General features: G+C 61.9%; 22 protein-coding genes and 3 pseudogenes. 12 read left to right on the forward strand and 13 right to left on the reverse strand.

Annotated elements, in window-relative coordinates; genetic code table 11:
* Window positions 1–69: 69 nt before the first annotated feature.
* Entirely contained in the window at window positions 70–2811 is a 2742-nt protein-coding gene (locus J8I87_RS27365; RefSeq protein ID WP_209935203.1) for an MGH1-like glycoside hydrolase domain-containing protein, read from the reverse strand.
* Window positions 2812–3061: 250 nt separating this feature from the next.
* On the opposite strand from J8I87_RS27365, the gene J8I87_RS27370 reads away from it, so the two are divergent.
* The 3 genes from J8I87_RS27370 (at window position 3062) to J8I87_RS27380 (ending at window position 7238) form a co-directional block, all read left to right on the forward strand.
* Window positions 3062–4009 (forward strand): pseudouridine-5'-phosphate glycosidase, encoded by a 948-nt coding sequence (locus tag J8I87_RS27370; RefSeq protein WP_209935205.1) that lies wholly within the window; start codon window positions 3062–3064, stop codon window positions 4007–4009.
* A gap of 173 nt (window positions 4010–4182) precedes the next feature.
* The gene (locus tag J8I87_RS27375) at window positions 4183–5844 is read left to right on the forward strand and encodes an FAD-dependent oxidoreductase (protein WP_209935207.1); all 1662 of its coding nucleotides are present in this window, start codon (window positions 4183–4185) and stop codon (window positions 5842–5844) included.
* Window positions 5841–7238 (forward strand): ATP-binding protein, encoded by a 1398-nt coding sequence (locus J8I87_RS27380; RefSeq protein WP_209935209.1) that lies wholly within the window; start codon window positions 5841–5843, stop codon window positions 7236–7238. Before J8I87_RS27375 ends, J8I87_RS27380 begins: the two co-directional genes overlap by 4 nt.
* A gap of 61 nt (window positions 7239–7299) precedes the next feature.
* Here the strand turns inward: J8I87_RS27380 and J8I87_RS27385 are convergent, their stop codons facing one another.
* Window positions 7300–7908 carry a molybdopterin-dependent oxidoreductase gene (locus tag J8I87_RS27385; RefSeq protein ID WP_209935210.1) on the reverse strand — a complete coding sequence of 203 codons (609 nt, stop codon included), beginning with the start codon at window positions 7906–7908 and terminating at the stop codon, window positions 7300–7302.
* 248 nt (window positions 7909–8156) lie between these two features.
* Between J8I87_RS27385 and J8I87_RS27390 the strand changes: the two genes are divergently transcribed.
* A complete protein-coding gene (locus J8I87_RS27390) occupies window positions 8157–8570 on the forward strand; it encodes a cupin domain-containing protein (RefSeq protein WP_209935212.1) in 414 nt (137 codons plus the stop codon).
* A 129-nt stretch (window positions 8571–8699) separates the two neighbouring features.
* Entirely contained in the window at window positions 8700–9551 is an 852-nt protein-coding gene (locus J8I87_RS27395) for an alpha/beta fold hydrolase (protein ID WP_209935213.1), read from the forward strand.
* 10 nt (window positions 9552–9561) lie between these two features.
* On the opposite strand, the gene J8I87_RS27400 is transcribed toward J8I87_RS27395, so the two are convergent.
* Together J8I87_RS27400 and J8I87_RS27405 are read right to left on the reverse strand one after the other, a co-directional pair.
* Window positions 9562–10074, reverse strand: coding sequence for a GNAT family N-acetyltransferase (locus J8I87_RS27400; RefSeq protein WP_209935214.1), 513 nt, complete (start codon window positions 10072–10074; stop codon window positions 9562–9564).
* Between the two features lie 239 nt (window positions 10075–10313).
* Window positions 10314–10547 carry a hypothetical protein gene (locus tag J8I87_RS27405; RefSeq protein WP_245254190.1) on the reverse strand — a complete coding sequence of 78 codons (234 nt, stop codon included), beginning with the start codon at window positions 10545–10547 and terminating at the stop codon, window positions 10314–10316.
* Window positions 10548–10916: 369 nt separating this feature from the next.
* Between J8I87_RS27405 and J8I87_RS27410 the strand changes: the two genes are divergently transcribed.
* Window positions 10917–11402: a universal stress protein gene (locus J8I87_RS27410; RefSeq protein WP_209935215.1), complete on the forward strand. Its 486-nt coding sequence runs from the start codon at window positions 10917–10919 to the stop codon at window positions 11400–11402.
* Window positions 11403–11600: 198 nt separating this feature from the next.
* On the opposite strand, the pseudogene J8I87_RS27415 reads toward J8I87_RS27410, so the two are convergent.
* Window positions 11601–11786, reverse strand: a pseudogene (locus J8I87_RS27415) (hypothetical protein).
* A 395-nt stretch (window positions 11787–12181) separates the two neighbouring features.
* On the opposite strand from J8I87_RS27415, the gene J8I87_RS27420 reads away from it, so the two are divergent.
* On the forward strand, window positions 12182–12712 hold the full coding sequence (locus J8I87_RS27420) for a phasin family protein (RefSeq protein ID WP_209935216.1): 531 nt from the start codon (window positions 12182–12184) through the stop codon (window positions 12710–12712).
* A gap of 11 nt (window positions 12713–12723) precedes the next feature.
* Here the strand turns inward: J8I87_RS27420 and J8I87_RS27425 are convergent, their stop codons facing one another.
* Window positions 12724–13005 (reverse strand): hypothetical protein, encoded by a 282-nt coding sequence (locus J8I87_RS27425; RefSeq protein ID WP_209935218.1) that lies wholly within the window; start codon window positions 13003–13005, stop codon window positions 12724–12726.
* A 23-nt stretch (window positions 13006–13028) separates the two neighbouring features.
* On the opposite strand from J8I87_RS27425, the gene phbB reads away from it, so the two are divergent.
* Entirely contained in the window at window positions 13029–13772 is a 744-nt protein-coding gene (gene phbB, locus J8I87_RS27430) for an acetoacetyl-CoA reductase (protein WP_209935219.1), read from the forward strand.
* Window positions 13773–14058: 286 nt separating this feature from the next.
* The gene (locus tag J8I87_RS27435; RefSeq protein WP_209935220.1) at window positions 14059–14217 is read left to right on the forward strand and encodes a hypothetical protein; all 159 of its coding nucleotides are present in this window, start codon (window positions 14059–14061) and stop codon (window positions 14215–14217) included.
* Window positions 14218–14504: 287 nt separating this feature from the next.
* Here J8I87_RS27435 and J8I87_RS27440 read toward each other — a convergent pair whose 3' ends face one another.
* The 3 genes from J8I87_RS27440 to J8I87_RS27450 all read right to left on the reverse strand — a co-directional run bounded on the left by J8I87_RS27440 (window position 14505) and on the right by J8I87_RS27450 (window position 16768).
* Window positions 14505–15533, reverse strand: coding sequence for an alpha/beta hydrolase (locus J8I87_RS27440; protein ID WP_209935221.1), 1029 nt, complete (start codon window positions 15531–15533; stop codon window positions 14505–14507).
* A gap of 43 nt (window positions 15534–15576) precedes the next feature.
* On the reverse strand, window positions 15577–16002 hold the full coding sequence (locus tag J8I87_RS27445; RefSeq protein ID WP_209935222.1) for an organic hydroperoxide resistance protein: 426 nt from the start codon (window positions 16000–16002) through the stop codon (window positions 15577–15579).
* 199 nt (window positions 16003–16201) lie between these two features.
* Window positions 16202–16768, reverse strand: a complete 567-nt coding sequence (locus tag J8I87_RS27450; RefSeq protein WP_209935240.1) for a TetR/AcrR family transcriptional regulator — start codon at window positions 16766–16768, stop codon at window positions 16202–16204.
* 134 nt (window positions 16769–16902) lie between these two features.
* Here J8I87_RS27450 and surE point away from each other — a divergent pair, with 134 nt between their 5' ends.
* Window positions 16903–17688, forward strand: a complete 786-nt coding sequence (gene surE / locus J8I87_RS27455; protein ID WP_209935224.1) for a 5'/3'-nucleotidase SurE — start codon at window positions 16903–16905, stop codon at window positions 17686–17688.
* A gap of 33 nt (window positions 17689–17721) precedes the next feature.
* Here surE and J8I87_RS27460 read toward each other — a convergent pair.
* Window positions 17722–18203 (reverse strand): annotated as a pseudogene (locus J8I87_RS27460) (serine/threonine protein phosphatase); the annotation flags it as partial.
* Between the two features lie 107 nt (window positions 18204–18310).
* Here J8I87_RS27460 and J8I87_RS27465 point away from each other — a divergent pair.
* Window positions 18311–18694, forward strand: a complete 384-nt coding sequence (locus J8I87_RS27465; protein WP_209935225.1) for a hypothetical protein — start codon at window positions 18311–18313, stop codon at window positions 18692–18694.
* A gap of 219 nt (window positions 18695–18913) precedes the next feature.
* On the opposite strand, the gene J8I87_RS27470 is transcribed toward J8I87_RS27465, so the two are convergent.
* Both J8I87_RS27470 and J8I87_RS27475 read right to left on the reverse strand, forming a co-directional pair.
* Window positions 18914–19069, reverse strand: coding sequence for a hypothetical protein (locus J8I87_RS27470; RefSeq protein ID WP_209935226.1), 156 nt, complete (start codon window positions 19067–19069; stop codon window positions 18914–18916).
* Between the two features lie 52 nt (window positions 19070–19121).
* A complete protein-coding gene (locus J8I87_RS27475; RefSeq protein ID WP_209935227.1) occupies window positions 19122–20285 on the reverse strand; it encodes a DUF4382 domain-containing protein in 1164 nt (387 codons plus the stop codon).
* Window positions 20286–20779: 494 nt separating this feature from the next.
* Between J8I87_RS27475 and J8I87_RS27480 the strand changes: the two genes are divergently transcribed.
* On the forward strand, window positions 20780–21292 hold the full coding sequence (locus J8I87_RS27480) for a lipocalin-like domain-containing protein (RefSeq protein ID WP_209935229.1): 513 nt from the start codon (window positions 20780–20782) through the stop codon (window positions 21290–21292).
* A gap of 241 nt (window positions 21293–21533) precedes the next feature.
* Here the strand turns inward: J8I87_RS27480 and J8I87_RS27485 are convergent.
* Window positions 21534–21617, reverse strand: a pseudogene (locus J8I87_RS27485) (IS5/IS1182 family transposase); the annotation flags it as partial.
* Window positions 21618–22723 lie beyond the last annotated feature (1106 nt).

A 22723-nucleotide genomic window follows, 5' to 3' on the forward strand; every position in this document is an offset into this window, starting at 1 on the left:
ACTCCTTGAGTCGCGAGGTCGAAGGTTCTCCATGCATTGTGCAGCCGTCGCGTTGCCGCAGCGCGAACGCTATCGCGCCATTGCGGACAATGTGTCTTCAGCCACGGAAGAGTCCACGGGCGCTTCGGCGGGTCCCGTGTGCGACAGCTTCATCAGGCGCGGCTGTATCAGCAACGCGACGAGCCCGCTCCAGCCCGTCTGATGCGAAGCGCCGACACCGCGTCCGTTATCGCCGTGAAAGTACTCATGAAACAGGATCAGGTCCCGCGAACGCGGGTCCGCTTGCAGCATCGGATAAGCCGCCATCACGGGCCGCACGCCCTGCTCGTCCTTGAGAAAGAGCGTGGTGACGCGCCGCGCGAGATCGTCGGCGATCTCGCTGAGGGAAGCCAGGCTGCCCGACCCAGTCGGATATTCGATGCGAAACTCGTCGCCGTAGTAGCGATGGAACTCGTACATCGATTCGATCAGCAGGTAGTTGACCGGCATCCACACCGGCCCGCGCCAGTTCGAATTGCCGCCGAACACGCGCGAATCCGATTCGCCGGGCAGATAGCGGACGCAGACGTTCACGCCGTCATGATCGAATATGTACGGCGCGTCGAGATGCACGCGGGACAGCGCCCGCACGCCATGCTGCGAAAGGAACTCGTCTTCGTCGAGCGCGCGGCGCAGCAGCGACTTCATCCGGTGTCCGCGCAACAGTGAAAGCAGCGTCGTGTTGCCCTTGCCGGGCTCCGTCCAGCGCGACACGAGCTTCGCCAGATTCGGCCGGTGATCGAGGAACCACGCGAGCCGTTCGCGCAAGCCGGGCAGATGCCCATACACGCGTTCCTCCAGCACATGGACGGCGAACAGCGGAATCAACCCGACGATCGAACGGATGCGCATCGGCACGCGCGTTCCATCCGGAAGATGCAGCACGTCGTAGAAGAACTCATCGCGTCCGTCCCATAGGCCCGTATTGCAGCCTTCGCCGCAACTGACGGCCTCCGAGATATACAGGAAGTGCTCGAAGAACTTCACCGCGATCTCGACATACGAGTCGTTCGTGATCGCCAGTTCCAGTCCGATCTGCATCAGGTCGAGCGCATACGACGCCATCCATGCAGTGCCGTCGGCCTGATCGATGCGGCCGCCCGTCGGCAGCGGCGAAGAGCGGTCGAAGATGCCGACGTTGTCGAGCCCGAGAAAGCCGCCCTGAAAGATGTTGCGGTCATCGGCGTCCTTGCGGTTGACCCACCACGAGAAATTGAGCAGCAGCTTGTGGAACATCACCTCGAGAAACGCGTGATCGCCGACGCCCGTCACTTCGCGATCGAGTTCGTAAACGCGCCATGTGGCCCATGCATGAACGGGCGGATTCGCATCGCCGAACGCCCATTCGTAGGCGGGCAATTGCCCGTTCGGATGCATGTAGCGCTCTTTCACGAGCAGCAGCAATTGCTTCTTTGCGAAGTCCGGGTCGATCATCGCGAACGCGGCGGCATGAAACGCGAGGTCCCACGATGCGTACCACGGGTACTCCCACTTGTCGGGCATCGACACGATGTCGCCGTTGCACATGTGCCGCCAGTCCGCGTTGCGGCGATGCCGGCGCGCTGCCGGCGGCGCCGGCTGGCCCGGGTCGCCGTCGTGCCAGCGCGTCACGTCGAACTGGTAGTACTGCTTGGTCCATAGCATGCCCGCGAGCGCCTGACGCTGCACGAGCCGCGCATCGGCGTCGTCGATGTCGTGCTGAAGCGTCGCGTAGAACTCGTCGGCTTCCGCGATCCGGCGCGTGAAGAGCGCCTCCATGTCGAGGGGCGCGGCATCGTCCGCCGATTCGGGACGCCAGCGCAGATACATCACAGCCTGCTCATGTGGTGCGATCTGCAGATGCACGTGCGCGGCGGCGCGCGTGCCCTTGTCGCGGCGGATCGCCTGCTTGTCGCCTTCGACGAGGTAGTCGTTGAAGCCGTCCTTGAATGGCCCCGCGCCCTCGATGCCGAAGATGCGCCGCACATTGGTTTCGTTCTCGCAGAAGAGCCATTCGACGGGCTCCTGCGCCGACGCGGTCACGACCATCGTGCCGAGCGTGGGATTTTGCGCGATCACGCGCGCGCCTTCGCCCGTTTGGGGTTGCAGCGTGAGCGACGGCCGGCCCGGCTTGCCGGACCACGCCCAGCGGTTGCGCGCCCAGAACTGCGGCAGCACGTGCAGCGCCGCGCGCCTGTCCGCGCGGTTTTCGACGGTGACGCGCATCACGATGTCGTCGGGTGTGTGCTTCGCGTACTCTACGTGCACGTCGAAGTAGCGGTTATCGTCGAACACGCCCGTATCGAGGATTTCGTATTCGGGCTGATCCGCGCCTCGCCGCGCGTTTTCGTCGACGAGATCCTGGTACGGATAGGCGTCGTGAGGATACTTGTACAGCATCTTCATGTACGAATGCGTCGGCGTGCCGTCGAGATAGAAGTAAAGCTCTTTCACGTCCTCGCCGTGATTGCCTTGCGCATTGGTCAGCCCGAACAGGCGTTCCTTGATGATGGGGTCGTGTCCGTTCCACAGCGCGAGCGACACGCACCAGTCGAGCGGGTCGTTGCCGAACCCCGCGATGCCGTCCTCGCCCCAGCGGTACATGCGGCTGCGCGCATGATCGTGCGGAAAGTACTCCCATGCGGTGCCGTATTCGCTGTAGTCTTCGCGCACCGTCCCCCATTGCCGCTCGCTCAGATAGGGGCCCCAGCGGCGCCATTCGTCGAGTTCCGGGCCATGAAGCCGGCAGCCTTCCTTGGTGTGGAGCAGATTGATCGCACGTAGCGGCGGCATGATACCTCCCGGCCCAAAATCGGCCATTCAGCACATTCGATGCATGAACGAGTGTCCTTTTCCTCGTGAGACGAGCGTGGCGAGCGCCAGCCGGTCGCTTCACGGTACGTTGATGATAGGCGTCATCGCGGCACAGCGCTGGGTTGCGCCGCGGTCCGCATGTTGCGGCGCGAACGGCGCGCTCGCACGGCGTGCCGTGAAGGCGTGTTGTGTTGCATACTCGGGCGGACCAACCACACATGACATCGACATGGACGCGAACTCCGCTCACGCCTGGCTCACCTTCAGCGCGCCCGTGGCCGCCGCGCGCGCCGCGCGCCGCCCGGTCGTGGCGCTGGAATCGACGATCATCGCGCACGGCATGCCCTATCCGGAGAACGTTCGCACCGCGCGCGAAGTGGAGTCCTCGATCCGCGCGCTGGGCGCGGAGCCCGCGACGGTTGCGCTGATGGGCGGGCGAATCCATATCGGTCTGACGGACGACGAGCTGGAACTGATCGGCCGCTCGGACGGCGTGCAGAAGGTCAGCCGCCGCGACATGCCGGCCGTGCTGGCAGGCGGCGGGCTCGGTGCGACGACGGTGGCGGGCACGATGATATGCGCGGCGCTCGCGGGCATCGAAGTCTTCGTCACGGGCGGCATAGGCGGCGTGCATCGCGGCGCGCCCGAAACCTTCGATATTTCGGCCGACCTGCAGGAACTGGCGAAGACCTCGGTGGCCGTGGTCTGTGCGGGCGCGAAGTCGATCCTCGACATCGGGCTGACGCTGGAGTATCTGGAGACGCATGGCGTTCCCGTGCTCAGTTGCGAGCAGGACAATTTCGCCGCGTTTTACACGCCCGACAGCGGCTTTCGCGCGGACTTCCGGCTCGACGATCCAGCGGACCAGGCGCGCTTCATCCGCACGAAGTGGGACCTGGGTCTCGCGGGCGGCGTGGTGTTGAGCACGCCGGTGCCGGAAGCGGCCGCGATGCCGTCCGCGGAGATCGACGCGCTGACCCGGCAGGCGCTTGCCGAGGCCGCATCGCAAGGCATTGCCGGCAAGGCCGTGACGCCTTTTTTGCTGGCGCGCATCAAGGCGCTGACGGGCGGACGCAGCCTCGCGACCAACATCGCGCTCGTCAAACACAATGCCGAAGTGGGCGCGAGGCTGGCGCTGGCTTTGGCGCATGCGGGGCGAGGCGCGCACGCGGCCTAGAGATGCCCCGCGTGGGGTTCCCCAAGGGATTGCCCGCATGACATGGGCGAAGCAGCGCCTAAAATGGTGGGAGCAGTGGCCGGATGCATCGATGTAGCCGCCGCGCGAACCTGTGCGCGGTCTCGCTGCGGCGCGTGCTCGTGCGAACAGTTGGCTGGCAGGCCTGACAAGTCATGGACAAGCCCGTTATCCTCGCCGTCGACGACGACCCGATCGTGGCCGGTGCAGTGGCGCGCGACCTCCAGGCTGCGTATGGCGAGCACTTCCAGATCGTGCGGATGGAGTCGGGCCAGGCGGCGCTCGAAGCGGCGCAGCAATTGCGCCGGCAGAACCGCGCGATCGCACTGTTCATCGCGGACCAGCGCATGCCGCAGATGAGCGGCATCCAGTTCCTCGAGCAGGCGATCGAACTGTTTCCCGAGGCCAAGCGCGTGCTGCTGACGGCGTATGCCGACACGGACGCGGCGATCCGCGCGATCAATACCGTGCATCTCGACCAGTATCTGCTCAAGCCTTGGCACCCGCCCGAGCAGAACTTCTATCCGGCGCTCGACGATCTGCTGGCGGACTGGCACGCGTCGTTCCGGCCTGCGTTTCAGGGTGTCCGCCTGCTCGACCACCGCTGGTCGCCGCAAGGGCATCAGCTGCGCGACTTCATGGCGCGCAATCATATTCCGTATCGCTGGCTCGACGTGGAACGGCACGACGAGGCCGATCCATTGTTGAACGCGCTGAGTCCGGGGCAGCGCCAATTGCCTGTCGTGGTGTTCGAGGATGGCACCGTGCTGAGCCGCCCGACGACGGGGCAGATCGCCGAGCAAGTGGGGCTGCGCACGCGCTCGACCACGCCGTTCTACGACCTCGTGATCGTCGGCGGCGGACCGGCGGGGCTGGCTGCCGCCGTGTATGGCGCATCGGAAGGGCTGCACGTCGCGATCATCGAATGCGACGCGCCCGGCGGGCAGGCGGGCACCAGCTCGCATATCGACAACTATCTTGGCTTTCCGGCGGGCGTCAGCGGCGCGGACCTGTCGCGGCGCGCGCTGATGCAGGCAAGGCGTTTCGGCGCCGAAATGATCCTGACGCAGCACGCGGTCGGCTTGCGTATCGAAGCGCCGTACAAGTTCGTCAAGCTGTCCGACGGTTCCGAAGTGAGCTGTCTCGCGCTGATGGTCGCGAGCGGCGTCTCGTACCGCAAGCTGGAGGCGCGCGGCGTCCCCGAGCTGACGGGCGCGGGGGTGTACTACGGCGCGGCGCTGGTGGAAGCCGTCGCCTGCGCGAATCAGGACATTTACATCGTGGGCGGCGCCAATTCGGCCGGACAGGGGGCGATGTTCCTGTCCAAGTACGCGCGATCGGTGACGCTGCTATGCCGCGGCCCTTCGCTGAGCATGGGCATGTCGCACTATCTGATCGAGCAGATACACGAAACGGAAAACATTCACGTGCGCCCCAATACCGAGGTCGACAGCGTGAGCGGCCAGGGGCATCTCGCGGAAATTACCTTGCGCGACATGGAGACGGGACGCCTGAGCAATGTTGCGGCGGGTGGCCTGTTCGTCTTCATCGGCGCTGCGCCGTGCACGGAGTGGCTGCGCGGCGTCGTCGAGCGCGACGAGCACGGCTTCCTGCTGACAGGCCGCACGTTTCTCAAGGCGGGCAGAACCCGCGGAGGGTGGCAGCTGGGACGCGATCCGTTCCTTCTTGAAACCAGCGTGCCCGGCGTCTTCGCGGCGGGCGACGTGCGCGCGGATTCCGTCAAGCGGGTCGCGGCCGCTGTCGGCGAGGGGTCGATTGCCGTGCATTTCATCCACCAGTACCTGGCGAATCTATGAGCGACCCGTCCGCGCTGTTCGAGATGCCGCTCTTCGAAGGATTGTCCGACGAGGGCAAGCAATGGGTGCGCGCGAACCTGAGCGAACACCGCCTCGCAAAGGGTGAAATCCTGATGCGAGAAGGGCAGCGCGTCACGCATCAGTACGTTCTGCTCGAAGGCGAAATCGTGACGGAAAAGCTGGTGGGCGGCCGGCAAATGTTCGACGACCGGCGCGCCGCGCCGACTTCGATCGCCGAGACCTCGCTGCTTGCCGCGATGCCGCTGCCGCTGACGTTCACGGCCGCGACGGATTGCTATCTGGTTGCGCTGGAAGAGGAGACGGTACGGACGCTGCTCAACGAATGCGAGTCCTTCCGCAGGCAGATTTTCCGTTCGATCTATGCGCGCATCAGCGCCTACGACACGTTCATCCTCAACGGAGAAAAACTGGCCGCATTGGGCCGGTTGTCGGCCGGGCTCGCGCATGAGCTGAACAATCCCGCTGCCGCGGTGGCGCGCGCGGCGGACGGCCTGCGCGGATCGCTCGACGGCTTGCGTCAGGCGACGCGCGAACTGGTCCAGAACGCGATGCCCGCCGACGTCGTCGACACGCTCGAAGCGTGGGCAAGCCGTGCGCCGCCTGCCGTGGACACCACGCCGCCAGGTGCGCTGCGGCGAAGCGAAGCCGAGAGCGAGCTTGCCGACTGGCTCGCGGCACATGGCCTTGCAAAGTCATGGCTGATTGCGCCGCAGCTGGTATCGAACGGATTCTCGCGCGACGATCTGGCGCCCGTTGCCGCGAACGTGACGCCCGCGCAACTCGGCGCGGGCATACGCTGGCTGGCCGCGACGCTCGAACTGCGCGCGCTGGCGGATCAGGCGTGGATCGGCGCGGGCCGTATCTCCGAGATCGTCGCGGCGATGAAGGACTATTCGTATATGGACCAGGCGCCGTTGCAGGAGGTCGATATCCACAACGGCATCGAGAATACGCTGACCATCATGCATCACAGACTCAAGCACGGCGTCACCGTCAAGCGCGACTACGATTGCACGCTGCCGCATGTGCCCGTCTATGGAAGCGAGCTCAATCAGGTCTGGACCAATCTGATCGATAACGCGGTCGATGCGATGGATGGCAACGGCGTGCTCACGATACGCTCGCGTCAGGACGGCGGCTTCGCGCGCGTCGAGATCGTGGATACGGGCCCGGGCATTCCCGCCGACATCGTCCCCCGGTTGTTCGAGCCTTTCTTCACGACCAAGCCGCCGGGCAAGGGCAATGGCCTCGGGCTTCACATCGCGTACCGGACCGTCGTGCAGCGTCACGACGGGACAATCAGCGTCGTTTCGAATCCGGGCGAAACGATATTCCAGGTGTGCCTGCCTCTCGCCGCGCGCCGCAACGCATGATCGCGCGCTTCCTGTTTTGCTTTGATGCTGCGCTCTTACGCTGCGCTTCTAACGCATATTGCTACGCTTCACTCACCTGTATCTGATAAAGCCCCCAGGGGCTCAGCACGAAGCGGTCTTTTAGCGGCCTCGATGCGAGTTCGGGGATGTTGTCCGCATCGTAGATCGCCCATAGCGGACCGAGGCCGCCGAGCGGCATCGGCTTGCCATCCATATGTGTCGCGACGATGAAGCGCCATGCGCGCAGGTTGTCGAGCGTCGTCAGCACCGCGTAGCCATCGACGGCGCGCAATGAAATCTTAGTGTCGCCCGCGGCGGGCATGCCCGCCTGGTCGAGCACGTTCGCAAGCAATGGGCCGCTTAGCGTGTGCTGCTTCGCGTCGTATTCGATGGTCGGCCTGATCGTCACGGCGGGCATGCTGGTGAGCGACGGGTAATCGAATGTATAGGCGGCCGGGAATTTGACCAGTTGCTTCGCCATCAGTTGATCGAATGCGGGATCGAGCGCGCCGCGATTGGTGTGCTTGATGGCCCCGGAGATGGTGAGGAGTGCGGGCGCCGCCGCTGCCGCGCATGCCGGATGTTTCGCACCCGCGCCCGTCGCGCCGAACACAGGAGTCGCGGTCACGCCCAATGCAACGGCGCGGGTCAGGAACTGACGTTTGTTCATGCTCGGTTGCTCCGCTGTGTGGGAAGTTCATCGTGCGCGAGTCTCTTTTGCGTTTGCTGAAGTAAAGCGCAGAAGGCTTCGACGTTATACACCAATGCCGCTCGCGAAGACGTGCAAAGTGCTTTAAATAACGGGCCTGTATGTTCAGTTAATGCTTCAGGAGAAGCCGGTTCCTGTCGACGCCGGTTTGACAACTGCGCGGCGTAGAATCGAAACGACGCCTGTTGCGCCGGAATGGAGGATCGCGAATGGAAGACGCTTCACAAAGCGAATGCATGCCGCTCGTCGTGGTTCATCCTGACAGGGAGATCGCCACGAGCCAGCGCTTGCCATACTTCGTCGGCATTTCGGCCACGACAACGGGAGCACAGGCGTTGTCGATGTATCTCGTCGTCGTGCCGCCTGGAGGACACGCGGAACCACATAGCCATTGCGGTTACGAAACGGGCATTTACGTGCTGGAAGGGCGCGTGCAAACGCGTTACGGACCGGGTCTGAAGCAGTCGGTCGTCACGGAAGCGGGCGACTTTCTCTTCATCCCGCCGGGCGTGCCGCATCAGCCGTTCAACCTCAGTTCCACGACGCCAGCGCGCGCGATCGTCGCGCGCAATCGGCCACAGGAGAACGAGGAGGTCGTGCCGTACGATCCATCCAGCGCGTGACAGGCGGTGCGCGAGGCTTCATTGCGGTATCAGAAAAGCTGAACGATTCGATGCGAATTACGCGTTTTTCTTACGCCATCTAATCCGGCATAGTAGTCGCACGCCGACCCACGTGAGACCGCGACTGCCATGAACATGCGAACCGACCACTCTTTGCTGGTCGACCCTCAACTGAGTTTCGCGACTGCCGCTTCCGGCATCTCCATTCCGTATGTCGAGCAGGGCGCGGGCGAGCCCGTCGTGTTCGTCCACGGCTCGCTGTGCGACTACCGGTACTGGGACGCGCAAATCGCGCCCCTTTCCGCGCATTTCCGCTGCATCGCGCCGAGTCTCAGTCACTATTGGCCCGCTGTCGAGGCGTGCATCCAGAACGATTTCGGTTGGCAGGCGCATGTCGGCGAACTGGCGGAATTCATCGCTGCGCTGGATCTCGCGCCCGTTCACCTCGTCGGTCATTCGCGCGGCGGATGCGTTGCGTTTCAACTGGCGCGCGAGTACCCGAGGCTCGTCAAGACGCTGACACTGGCCGATCCCGGCGGCCCGTTGCAAAAGGATGGAATGCAGGAAGCGTCGTTGCCTGCCGCCACCAATGCACTGCGCGCCAAGGTGGCGAGCATGATCGAGGAAGGTGTGATCGAGCCCGGGCTCGAACTGTTCGTCGATTCAGTCAGTGCGCCCGGTGCGTGGCGAAAGAGCACGGCGGCCTTTCGCCGGATGGCCATCGACAACGCAAGCACGCTGCCCAAGCAGTTTCGCGACACGCTGCCGGCTTATTCGCGCGATACGGCCGCACAGGTGAAATGCCGGACGCTGCTCGTCGACGGGCAAAAGAGTCCGCGCATGTTCCGCAACAATGTGGATAGCCTCGAAACGTGGATCTATCTCGCGCAAAGAGCAACGGTGGCGGGCGCGTCGCACGGGATGAACGTCGCGAGCCCGTCGGCGTTCAACAGAATGCTTGTTTCGTTCATCGACGCCTGACGCGGCGCGCTCAACGCAGCTGAAGCACCATCTCCACTTCACGATCCACATCGTCGTCGATCTCTTCGGCCCATGGCTCGTCCACTGCCTCAAAGCCGGCTGACCGGTAGAGTGCAATGGCGCCTGCATTCGCGGCGTCGGTGTTCAGCGCGATCCGTGTGAGGCCCATTGCGCGCGCCTGCTCGATCGCAGCCGCGACCAGCCGCCGCGCGATGCCGCTTCTGCGATGATCCCGCGCGACGAACAAGCCCCACAGAAAGCCTTTCTGCTGCACGGGGCGCGCCGGATAGCGCCTGAGTCCCGCGACGGCGACGAGCGTGGGGCCGGCGAACGCGCCGAACACGACCTGATTCGCAGTCGAGCAGATGCGCGCCTCGATTTCACCGATCGATCGTTTCTCTTCTTCCTCTCGCGTCGACAGAAACGACGCGGGGTCTTCGTCGATCGCGCTCAGGCGTAGCAACGCATAGGCCGCCGCGTCGCCTGCACATAGTGGACGAATGGTGGGACGATCGGTTTCCATCGCGCGATTTTAAGGCACGCGCGACGGCTTCAGATGTGTATCCGGCACGTCGGGGAAAGCAAGCGCGTACAGTTGAAGTGAACAAAGAGCAAGCGGGTTTGCGCGATGACGCCGGGCGCGATTTCGTGGAAAGCGACGCAAGCCGAGCCGGCGTGACGACGCATAACGCCGCGTGTATGCGCGTGCGGCGCGCGTCGTCAATGCGGGCGCAAGCTAGCCGACGTTCACTCCCGTCTGCCTCATCGCGTCCCGCAACCCCAGCTTGGATACTTCTTCTCGACGATCCGCATGTCGTTGCGTGCCTGCTCGAACAGCCAGTCGCGCACATCGGCCACGATCGGCCGCAACGGCTTGCGGGCCGGCGTCACGAGGCAGCAGCGCCAGTTCGTGACGATTACGCGTTGCCCGTCCTGTTTGCGCGCTGCGGCAAAACATACACGCTTGCGGCCCTTTGCAGCTACGGGCAGCCGCAATGCGGTCTATCATGGTAAGCACAGCATTCGTCAGCGCAGGAGCACACCATGCCTTCGGATCCGTCCGCTGAGCCGACTGACAAGCCTCTCGACCCCGCGAAAATTTCGTCCGGCAAGCCGCCGGCAAAACCCGCCAAACGCGACCCACTCGACGCCGACGCGGCAGAGCCCGTTCCGCACGAGCATCTTCCGAGCCGAAGCGACGATAACTGACGCGCTGCCACAGACGTCGGCGTTTTCGCGCGTGCGCGTGTACTCACGGCGAGCCGTGAAGACGCGTGCGCCGTTTCGCCGGCGCCGCGCAAGCAAGCGGGAGCGTCCGCAGTTCTCTCCACGCCCATACCGGTTCGAACCGGAAGGGAGCAAATCATGCAGAACATCCTGGTAGGTTATGACGGGTCGCCGTCGGCGCGGCATGCCGTCATGTTCGCGGTCGACCTGGCGAAGCGCTTCGACGCGCGCCTGCATGTGCTCGTCGTGGCGCGCGCGCCGGATTGGGGCGCGATAGAGCTGGAGCGAAAGGAAATGGTCGATTACGAGCTGCGCCATGCAAACGAGGTGCTCGACGAAGTCAAGGCGAAGCTCACCGCGTCAGGCGAGCATCCCGATTTCGATCTCGTGATCGGGCAGCCCGCAAAGGAGATCGTGCTCTACGCGGAGCAGCATGATATCGATCATCTCGTCGTCGGGCATCGCGGGCATACGCCGTTCGACCGCTGGCTGATCGGCTCCGTCGCGCGTCAGGTGCTGGCCTATGCGCCGTGCGCCGTCACGATCGTGCGCGATCCCTCGACGATGAAAAAGCGGCACGCGAAAACCGAGCAACACACGACAAACGAAGCGCCGTTTGTCTGAGCGCACGCGCCAAGCGGGTGATGTGGACGGCGGGCCTGTGCGCCCGTCATGCCACGCGGCGACCAGTCGTGTGATTAGCTCCCGTCACCCGACCGGACAATGGTCCTGACGATTGACGGCGATCGGCGCCGGACGCCGACGTCATAGCAAAGCAGGAATGGAATCACGGTCGCACCCCAGGATTCGCCACGGCGCGGTTCAAGTGATGAGCGGGACGGCCTCGATCAGCGCAATGCCGAGCAATGCGCCGATTGCCGCGCCGACCAGCTTGGGATGCCACCGCTCGAGATGCATCGCCGTCAACAGCCCGCCAACGAGAATCACGCCGAGCAGCGCGAACGAACCGACGAGTTAGGCGATCTCGAAGCTGCTGTTGATGACCATGCTGTTGTCTCCGTGGCCGCGACATCAACTGTGTCCGTTGATTTGATATGTCACAACATGACGTAAATGCGCTTCGCGGCATCGGCGGCACGGCGGCGTCTCGCGAACGCGCGCACCCTTTGGCGAACGGAAAATGAGCCCAATGTAGCCGGTATTTACAAGCAAAGTCGTGCCGGATCGCCGTCAAGTAAAAAATGCCGCAGGGCAACCCAGGGTAACCACCGAGACAAGAGTAGTCAAAAATTGTCAAATGATGTGTTTAGAATGTCGTTTAAATGGTGCTTCGCACAAACCGACTTTCGGCTGCGAATCATCTATGCAATTTGCATGACACAGTGCGGCCCCGCTGTGCATGTGACACGAATCGAATTAGTAATACTAACGGAGTCGCGTCAATGAACATTCGGAATTCCGAAGGTGTCATTTCGGCGTGGGAGTCAGGTGCAGCCGCTCTCTACGCGTGGGCCAACCCGGTCGCTGAGGAAATGAAAACGTTTGCAGAACTCAATCTGCAGACGATTAATCGACTTAATGGCGAGGCGTTAAAGAGCCTAAATGCTATTTGGAGCATTCGCAGTCCGGCCCAACTGTCGGCCGTTCAATGGGACGCCACAAACACGTTTATCAGCCTGTTTGCGGATTACGGCAGCAAGTTGGGCAGTATCGCTTCGCGGTTGAACGAAAGAGTCCAGGCAGTCGGACACGCGCAAGCACAGAAGAACGAAATCCTTGTGCGCTCCGTCACCGAGCAGATTCAGAGCCGAAGCCAGGCCGCCGCTGCCGTCGTGACATCGGCATTCGGGACGGCGCTCGCCACCGAGCCCGATTCCGAAGCGCTTGCGAAGCAGGAAACGGAGGAAGCAATCGCAGTAGCGCGCACCGGGCGCGCGGCGGGCGCTCGTCCACGTAAGGCAGTTGTCGAATAATCCATCCAGGCTCAGTTGCCCCAGGGCAATTGCGATGTCGCGCCGGCGTGACACATGAACGCGCGGCGCACATCGATGCGATGCAGTCGTTTGCGAATATCAACAACGGGTCTCAAAGGCCTGTCGAACGAAACAACGCGCAAGGCATAAGCCGGCGCATCCACCGACACGCGACGTCGCCATTCATCGCGAACGCGCGCGGCCATCAGAACGGCCGAACAAAGGATCAGTCGGGGAGACCAGTCAACGGCTGCAAGTGCGAACCGGCCATTGATGATCGGGAAGTTTCGCAATGAACGTTTGATAGGTGCAAAGGATGACTAATCGAATTGCTGTGGTAACGGGTGGTATGGGCGGTCTCGGAGAGGCGATCAGTATCCGCTTGCATGATGCTGGCTATCGTGTGGTCGTGACTTATTCGCCGAGCAACAAAGGTGCGGACGGATGGCTTGCCGCAATGGAAAAGGCAGGCCGCAAATTCCATGCATATCTCGTCGATGTCGCCGATTACGATTCATGTCATGCGTGCGTCGCGAAGATCACGGCAGAGATCGGTCACGTCGACATCCTCGTGAACAATGCCGGCATCACGCGCGACATGACGCTGCGCAAGCTCGACAAGGTGAACTGGGATGCCGTGATGCGCACGAATCTCGATTCCGTCTTCAACATGACGAAGCCGTTGTGCGAAATGATGATCGAGCGAGGCTGGGGCCGCGTGATCAACATCTCGTCGGTGAACGGCTCGAAGGGATCGGTTGGACAAACCAACTATGCCGCCGCCAAAGCGGGCATGCACGGCTTCACGAAATCGCTTGCGCTCGAAGTCGCGCGCAAGGGCGTGACCGTCAATACGATTTCACCCGGTTACCTCGCGACGAAGATGGTCACTGCAATTGCGCAAGACATTCTCGAATCGAAGATCCTGCCGCAGATTCCCGTCGGCCGTCTCGGCAAGCCGGAAGAAGTGGCGGCGCTGGTGGCTTTCCTTTGCTCGGATGACGCAGGCTTCATCACAGGCGCGAATCTGGCCGTGAACGGCGGTCAGCACATGAACTGATCGAGCGGCGACAAGAACAAAGGCCCCGGCAATATCGAACCGAGGGCCTGACAAGGAAGAAGTGGTGGAGACAAAACAACAGCTTTATCAATGCCGGTACACGAACCGCGTCGTCGTCGTGAACCGGACTTTCGGGCCGCGTACGCCTGCGGACCGCGATGCGGGCCGATACCGCGAACTCGTTTTCGAACTGTGCACGAACGCCGCGAATTGTCCAAAATCCGGCCAGTGCCCGCTTTGAAGCGTAGCGCGAGATCGCAAGCGTGATTGCTACATGGGGATGGCAATGAACGAATCATGGATTGTTATTGCTTTAGGAGGATCCGTGCTGTTGATCGCGTTGCTGTCGGTGGTGCAACACTACCGTCGCGAGCGGTTGCGCGCGGAATTGCTCAAGAATCTGGATCATCATAGCTGGTGCTACTGGTCGCGCGCGCGACGTTAAGCAGCATGCTCCCGCTTCGCGCCCTTGCGTCATGCAAGGGCGCGCTATCTGCGCGGCAGCGCAAACGATTCAACGCTTGCCTCTTCTTCCCCAACCTGAAACATCTTCTGATCCGGCCTGGTCACCGAGTGATGCTGAGCGCGCGCGTCACATCGACAACGGCAACGCGTATCGCGTCGAATCCCAGCATGGACGCGAACGGATGGAGGTCAGAGGCGTACCAGCGGCGTGACGTGCTGTCATGCCGCCCGTCATGTGCTCGAAAGACGGACGGCATGCAACAGGCCTTATTTGAGGCGCGATTTGAGTTCGTTCGCAAGCTGTTTGGTCGCGGCTTGAGTCGGCGCGTCGTTCGCCAGCGCGTTGAGCAGACCGAAATCGTGAATCGTGCCGTTATAGCGCGTCGTCGTGACTTCGTTTCCCGCCTCATCGAGCTTGCGTCCGTACGCTTCGCCTTCGTCGCGCAGCACGTCGAACTGGGCCACCTGGATCAATGCGGGCGGAAGACCCTTCAGCTCTTGCGCTGAAGCGCGCAGCGGCGATGCGTAGATTTGCGCGCGCTGTGCCGGGTCTGTTGTATATGCGTCCCAGAACCATTGCATCATCGCGCGCGTGAGGAAATGGTCTTTCTGATACGCGAGGTACGACCCGTCATTGAAGTTTGCATCGGTGACGGGCCACATCAGCCCCTGGAAGCGGATCTGCGGACCGTTCTTGTCCTTCGCCATCAAGCTCACCACAGCCGCCATATTGCCGCCGACGCTGTTGCCGACGACAGCAAGACGGCTGCCGTCGACGCCGATTTCGCCGCCGTGCGCCGCCACCCATTTGGTCGCCGCATACGCTTGGTTGATCGCCACGGGATAGCGTGCTTCAGGCGAGGGCGTGTAGTTCACGAACACGGCCACTGCGCCTGATTGAACGACGAGATCGCGCACGAGTCGCTCGTGCGTCGGGAAGTCGCCGAGAATCCAGCCGCCGCCGTGGAAGAACATGAAAACGGGCGGCGTGCCCGTTGCGCCTTGCGGACGCACGATCGTGATGGGTACGCTGATGCCGTCCTGTTCGATCGTGCGATTCGACACGTCGATGCCCGACAGGTCCACCTTCACGCCGTTCTGCGCGTCGACCAGCACCTGACGTGCCTTGGCGGGCGGCAGCGTGTTGAGGGCGGGGCCAGTGCCGCTATTGAGCTGATGCAGGAATTCCGTCGTGACGCGGTCCGGTGCCGCCGGTGCGGCGGGTGTCGCGGCAAATGCAATCGCAGCGTTGGCAGCGAGAACGGCGGCGACGACGAGAGGTTTGAGGCGTTTCATGTTTCGGTTCCAGTGTTTGTGTTCTATTGAGCGGCGAAAGGGTTCAAACCAGCGTCAGCGTCACGTCGATGTTTCCGCGCGTCGCGTTCGAGTACGGGCAAACGATGTGCGCGTTGTCGATGAGTGCTTGCGCGGCGTCGCGCGGCATGCCGGGCAGCGAGATCTTCAATTCGACCTCGATGCCGAAGCCGTTCGGAATGGCGCCGATGCCGACGCTGCCGTCGATGGATACGTCAGCGGGAATCGGCGTCTTGTCGCGCGCCGCGACGAATTTCATCGCGCCGAGAAAACATGCGCTATAGCCGGCTGCGAACAGTTGCTCCGGATTGGCGCCTTCGCCGCCTGCGCCACCCAGTTCACGCGGCGTGACCAGCTTGAAATCGAGCTTGCCTTCAGGCACGACGGCGCGACCGTCACGGCCTCCCGTGGCGTGGGCGTGAGCACGGTACAGAACTTTTTCGATCGACATGATGTAGCTCCTGATAAACAACGAACGGTTGAAATGAACCTGCAAAACAGGGCGATCCTTCGTGCTATCTACTGCTAGATAGATTAAATGCTGCAAAGACCGCCCATCTGGATACTTCGTCACCAAGCAAGCTATGCATCTACTAGAAGATAGATAACCGGCTTTGATAAAAGGCGGTGAACAACCGCCTCTAACACATCTACTTCGAAACCTTCCATGAAGTCTCGACTTCTTCGAGCCGGGCCTTCGTCTTGAACAATCTGCTTGCGAGCACGCTGCCCTGATAGGCGGCATACAACGTACGGGCCGCATTTTCAGGCTTGCCGTTGACAGCCAGCGTGCGCTCTTTTGCACCTTGCGCCAGAACCTTCGCCAGCCAACTTTCGTTAGCCTTAAAAAACGCCTGCACGGCAGCGCGCACATTGTCGGGCAACGCTTCGATATCCGCAGCGAGCATGCCGCACAGACAGATCTGGTCGCCGTCACCGAGCGTCCTGCCGAACAGCTTCGTGTACTTGCCGAGCTTTTCGGCTGCCGGAAGGGACGCGTCGATGGAACGCACGGCGCCCAATATCTCATTGCTGTACTGGCTGACCGCTTCGAGCACCAGATCGTCTTTCGACGGAAAGTAGTAGTGGATGCTCGATGTCTTCACGCCAACCAGCCCCGACAGGTCGCGATAGCTAAAGCCGTTGTAACCGCGCAGCATCATCAGCGTGATGGCGTGGTCGAGAATCTGATCGCGAACTGTCGTTGTCTGTTCCATGGAGCGAACTTTATCTATCGGTAGATAGATTGTCAAGCTCTTTTCGGCAGCTCGCGTTCTGGCGCCGCGTCCCGATGAGCGATAAGCTGATGCACGCGCCGCCATCACACTGTCACAGAGGAGGAGAGAGCTTCATGTCCGCTCATCAATTGAAAGTACCGCGCGTTCTTCTGACCAACGACGACGGCATCGATGCACCGGGTCTCGCCGTACTCGAAGCCGTCGCAGCGGAGCTCGCCGACGAAGTATGGGTTGTGGCACCCGAGCACGACCAGAGCGGCACCTCGCACTCGATCAGCCTGCATTCGCCGCTGCGCGTGAGCCGCCAGGGCGAGCGGCGTTTCGGCGTGGTGGGAACGCCGGGCGACTGTGTCGTGATGGCCGTGCGTCATCTGATGCGCGATGCGCCGCCGACGCTCGTGCTGTCCGGCGTCAATCGCGGCGGCAACCTCGGCGTGGAGACGATGTTCTCCGGCACGGTCGGCGCGGCGATGACGGGGCTGCTGCTCGGCTTGCCCTCAATTGCGCTGAGCCAGACCTTCAGGGATCGCGAAAACGTCCGCTGGGACACGGCTCGCGCGCTCGCGCCCGGCGTCATCCGCCAGTTGCTCGCGATCGAGCACGACGAGCCCGTCTGCCTGAACGTCAATTTCCCGGACGTCGACGCATCGGCTGCGGGACCGCTGACGCCGACCCGGCAAGGCGTCGGTCTGGTAGAGGGGATCGACGTGCTGCCGCAAGTCGATCCTCGGGGCCTCGAATATCACTGGCTGCGATTCCAGCGCGGCCCGCGCGCCAATGCACCCGACAGCGAGACAGCCGTCGTGGCGTCGGGCCGCGTGTCGGTGACGCCGCTCTATTTCGATCGCACCGACGAAAGCACGTTCGCGAAGCTGGCGGCTACGTTGAGCGCCGCATGAGCGCCGGCGGCGCATAGAGCCTGCGAACCTCAACCGCGCCGATGCTTCGACAGCGTGATGGTAGAGTTCGTAGTTGCCCGTCGGCGTCTGATCGGCGCCGGGCGCGTGATAGTAGTTCATCGTGATCGTGGTCCTGCCGCCGTTCGTGCCCGGATCGTAGTCGAACACGGCGATGCCGTAGCCCGTGCCCGTGTCGCGTTGCGCGGACCAGATCGCGTCTTCGAGCGCATCGGCGTTCGCGCGTGTGAGCGTGCCTGCCGTCGTGCCCGCAATCGGCCGGTTGGGCTTCGTGAAAACCTTCGCTTGCGGATTGCCGTTGCCCGTATCGATGCCGTAGACGTCGAGCGGCGCGCTCGTGCCGCCGCCGCCGAGAATCAGATCGTGCCGTGGCTGGTGTCGAACGTGTTGCCGCCGGAACCGTGCTGATGAACCACAGGCTTCGGTTGCAGCGTGTCGACTTTCTCGCCCGTCGTCGCGTCGATGCCCGCGTGATGATTGCAGCCGCGCACCGGGTATTCATTCGCGCGGAGTTTGTATGGTACCGAAACGGCAGAAGGTTACACCGGATCCTTAATAATCTGGTGAAGTTTGAAATGCGATCAGATACCTATTCGTGAGAGGTTTGCAACTGGAAGCAGGATTACATCGATTGAACTTGCAGGCGGCAGATGAACTAACGAGTATCACCCCGTCTGGCCTGGCGCCTTGCTGCATTCTGTACATGGTGGATGCGATTGCGAACGTTTCGACACCGCTTAATCTCGAGATCGAATGTGTTCAAGATACCGACAGCGAAAAAATTAAAAGAATTATCGCTGTAAAGCCTCGCGCAGGTTATGCGCCAATTATTTCAGAGTTTGCCTTGTCAGAAAGAGGTGACTCGAGTTCTGTACCTCACTCCGTACGATATATCGAGAATCAAACAGCTATTTTCCGCAAGGCGGCTAATATCGATGATCGACGGCTTTTCATAGGCTGCGGCGCAGCATCCAGTTTAAGTTCGTGAAATTCCAACTTACAGGTTTTTCATCATTGTTTTTGCGAGCGCTGAGCGTCCGCTATCGACATTAGATAGCCACAGCCGCTCATGCGACCCGAGTTGCGCAAACGGAAGAGATTACTCACCGTTACAAAGTCAAACGGTCGGCGCTGGACACGGCCTCATATAAACGTTCGATCAACAAGGGACGCCCGCGACATCACTGTCGCGCACAACCGGAACGCCTCAGCAGTTACCTTTCTTGGCCTGCCCCGGCGGACAGAACCCGTTGCCAGGGCCGCCTTGCGGCTGCACGACCACGGCGGGCTCAGCCGGTACGTACACGGCACACCCGGCCAGTGCGCCGGCGGCCACGGCCAACGCGAAGATGATTCTTTTCATGAGACTCCCCGAAGAGAAGGGGCGGATGCCCCTTCGTCCGTACTGCACTTTGTTAGAAAGTAAAATTCACGATAGTCTTGCTTCCGCCCGTAATGTCGACGGCGGTCGATTGCGTGGCGCCCGAGGCCGCATCGGCTTCGATCGTGTACTGGCCCGGCGCCGCCGCTGCGTTCAGGCCGACGGGCAGCGTGCCGTTATACGCGCCGACCAGCGGTGCCGCGACGGGCAGGCTCGTCGTATAGATGCCCGTATCGAGGTTCGCATTCGCCGATGCTATTTCATACGTACCCGTCGACGTGGTCTGGAGCGCGCGCAGGCTAGCATCCGCCGACGCCGTCACTGTGCCGCTCACGGTCTTCATCGTCGAGACGGGGAGTGTAATGGGTTGGCCTGCTGTTGACACGCGGGTCGTAGCGCCAACGACGACAGGTACCGACGTAATGATCCCCGTCGTCTCGTTGGGTTGCACGATCACGATGTCGTAGTTGCCGTTGGTCGAACTCTGGACAAGCGTCGAGAAAACGAAGTGACCCGTGCTGTCCGCCACTGTGCCGCTCACCACTTTGCCGTTCTGCTCGGCATACACGGTTGCTCCGGCTTCGGCTGCCGCGACGTAGCCGTCAATCAAGCCTGTGACGGTCGTGGGCGTGGCGGTGATCACGGGCTTCAGCGCATACGAGCCGTTGCCCTTCTGGACGACTGACTTGCAGGCGCTAAAGTCGAGCACGAGATCGACCGTCGAGTTCGCGGCCACGTCAAACGGACGAATGATCTTTAGACCGCTTTGGGTCGCGCTCGGCGTCGCGAGCGGTTGTTCATTGGTCGTTCCCGACACGACGACCGAATTGGCCGCCGTGTTACCCTGGTTCTGGGCGAGCACGAGCCGCACCTGCTGATATTGTCCGGCGGGCAGCGTGGCCTGGCCGAGCGTCGCCATCGTGCCGTTTGTGAGCGAAAGGAGGTCTACCTTCTGGGGAGTAGCGAGCGTGATATTGGTCCATCCGCTGTCATTGTCGCCCGCGCTCGAGCTGGCGTTGATCCGCACCTCGCTCACCGTCACATACACATGGTCGAAGCCGCACGAGGGCGCATCAGTCATCCGGACGTTCACGGTGCCGGTCGGGGTGCCTCCGCCACTGCTACCCCCACCACCGCACGCCGCGAGGGCGATCGACGCGAAAATTGCGCAGGTTAAGGTTTTCCGCAAGCCGTTCATTCAACACCTGTTTGATTTGTTCGAGGTTCGCGAAGGATACGTTTGCCGGAGCGAAAACTATTTATGATTTTGTAACAGATCGCAACATTCGGACCGAACCTGGCGCGTATGGACAGGTGGGCGTCCGATTTGACGAGCCGTGTTGCACCGCATTAGCACTGGCCGGTGCGCCGTTCCCTTTGATTTTTGGTGGCGCCGCTGTGGAAGCGCCCGCAGTCATCAGCGGTCTGCGCTAGTCGGTGACGAGTCCTGGCCATCGTCCCCGTGCCCGTTAGCCACGCATGCCGCGCTTGCGCGGAGAGCTATGCGGGCAGCGGATGGTAGGCGTCATCGGATGCTCACATTAACGCAGGAAGACTGGCCTGGTCGCCCGAAACGTTGCAAAGTGGCCTTCTGTCTGGAGTTCACTCGGTGAGCGAATCTGCGGTATTCGAAACAACCCGATAACAAGACACGGCGAGCCGTCTCCGAATATTCTCTGATGGAGAAGCGCGATGAGACAAATAAGCCTTTTAACGGGTCATACTTTTGCGATCTTGCTGGGTATGACAATTTCATACACGGACGTAGCCGCCCAAACCGGGACGCTGAAGGAACAGGTGGTTGGAACGTGGGCCTACGTATCGGTCGATACGGTGCAGCCAGACGGCAGTCGGCAGCCCATGTACGGTACCAATCCGCAGGGGCTCGCGGTCTTCGACGGGAGCGGCCACTACATCCTGATGACATCTCGCGCGGATATTGTGAAATTTGCGTCCGCTAACCGAATGGAGGGTACGCCGGAGGAAAACAAGGCCGTGGTGCAAGGAATGATCGCTCACTTCGGCACCTATACAGTGAACGAGGCTGACAAGATCATCACGTTCCATGTTGCCAACAGTTCGTTTCCGAACTGGAATGGCGCCGAGCAGAAGCGACCTTTCACTATCAGTGGAGACCAACTTAAGTGGACGACTCCGGCTTCAAGCGGCGGCACGGCCGAGGTGGTCCTGCGGCGGCTGAGATGATGCCTGAGCGATCAATTGAGCAACCCATAACCAAGATGGCCGCATCGAGTACCGGGCAGTCGGTGTAACAGCCGGATGGCCGCTGTGCGTTGGAAACAGCCGTCGTACCGACGCTGCCACGAATGGCTGGAGAGGGTCGTTCACGGTGCCTTCATTGCTGGCGGCCTGCGCAGCTGCAAAGGCCACCTTGACCGTTTTTCCCGTGATCTCCTGCCACCTGTCGCGCGCGCCCTGCCGCCTACGCGCGCTCCTGCTCGTTGGCGGGCGCGACGCGCACCGCGAGCAAATGTCCCAGCGTGTCGACTGCAATATGGACCTTGCTGCCAGTTGGAACGGTGTCGAGCAGAAGCGGCCGTTTGCTGTAAATGATCAATTACCCTGTTGGTCGGACCGTTGGAGGCGTTAAGGCGCGGTAGTCCGGGTCGCGCTTGTGCGCTCGAAACGGTCGCCCCTGGGTGAGCACAAGGCGGCCAAGTCGACGCGGTTGCCAATGCGTCGATGGCGGCTGGACAGTCGCAATGATCTTAACTTGTCGAAGTCGCTCGATGGACGCAGCCCGTGCTTCTGGACTGGATTCGCTGCTACGGGCGGTTCCGGCCATCTGCGCTTCGCGGGACCTTTTGTACATTGCATTCGTTCATTGTGCGTGGCTCAGCGCAAGACAGGTTCACTGGCAGCTGACCGCCGGTTGCGCCGGATTCGTCACCTCTCGATTGTCCTGTGAATCGGCGGCTTTGCGGCCTATAACATAACGGCAGCACGACTCTTATTGGCCTGCGGACGTACAACGTCCTGTCACCAGCGCACGCATTGCGCACCGTTCTGCACCGCCCGGTACCAGCCCCGCGTCGTCGCACTCGTAATCATCTAACAGGTTCGGCTTGCGTCACCGAGCGTGCCTGCAGCCGATTTTTGATTTACTCGCCTAAGCGGCGTTCGCGTTGACGCAGAATGGCCATTTGGTGCGAAGTCAGCAAGGAGCCAGAAAAAGTTCGGCAACTTGCGCATGAATCATGGAGCTGAAATGAACTCACGGCTTGTTTTGGCGGCGGGCGCGGCTTGCCTGTTCGCGGTGGCAGGAACGGTACACTCCCAAGGTACACAGCAAGGAGCGCAGACATCCGCCCAGCCAGGGATGCAACAGAACGCAAATACGCCTGCCCAGCCTGTTATTGACACGTCGTATGGCGGAACGCCAGCCACCCGAAGTGCAACGGGTGGCATCCGTTCATCGTCCTGCACTCCAAAACCTCAATGCGACGTCTTTTTCGGCAATTAAGCAGGAGCGCAGCCAGAGAGAGCGTCACCGCCGCGACTCATTGACCAACGAGCCCTCCCGCAACGCGGCGAAAAGTCGCTCGCAAACACCTTAACGCTTCCGCGCAGAAGGCGACGAGCGACGCGGGGCTTTTTGAAAGGCCCGGTGAGGCG

The organism is Paraburkholderia sp. LEh10 (assembly GCF_017814945.1).
Classification (GTDB): domain Bacteria; phylum Pseudomonadota; class Gammaproteobacteria; order Burkholderiales; family Burkholderiaceae; genus Paraburkholderia.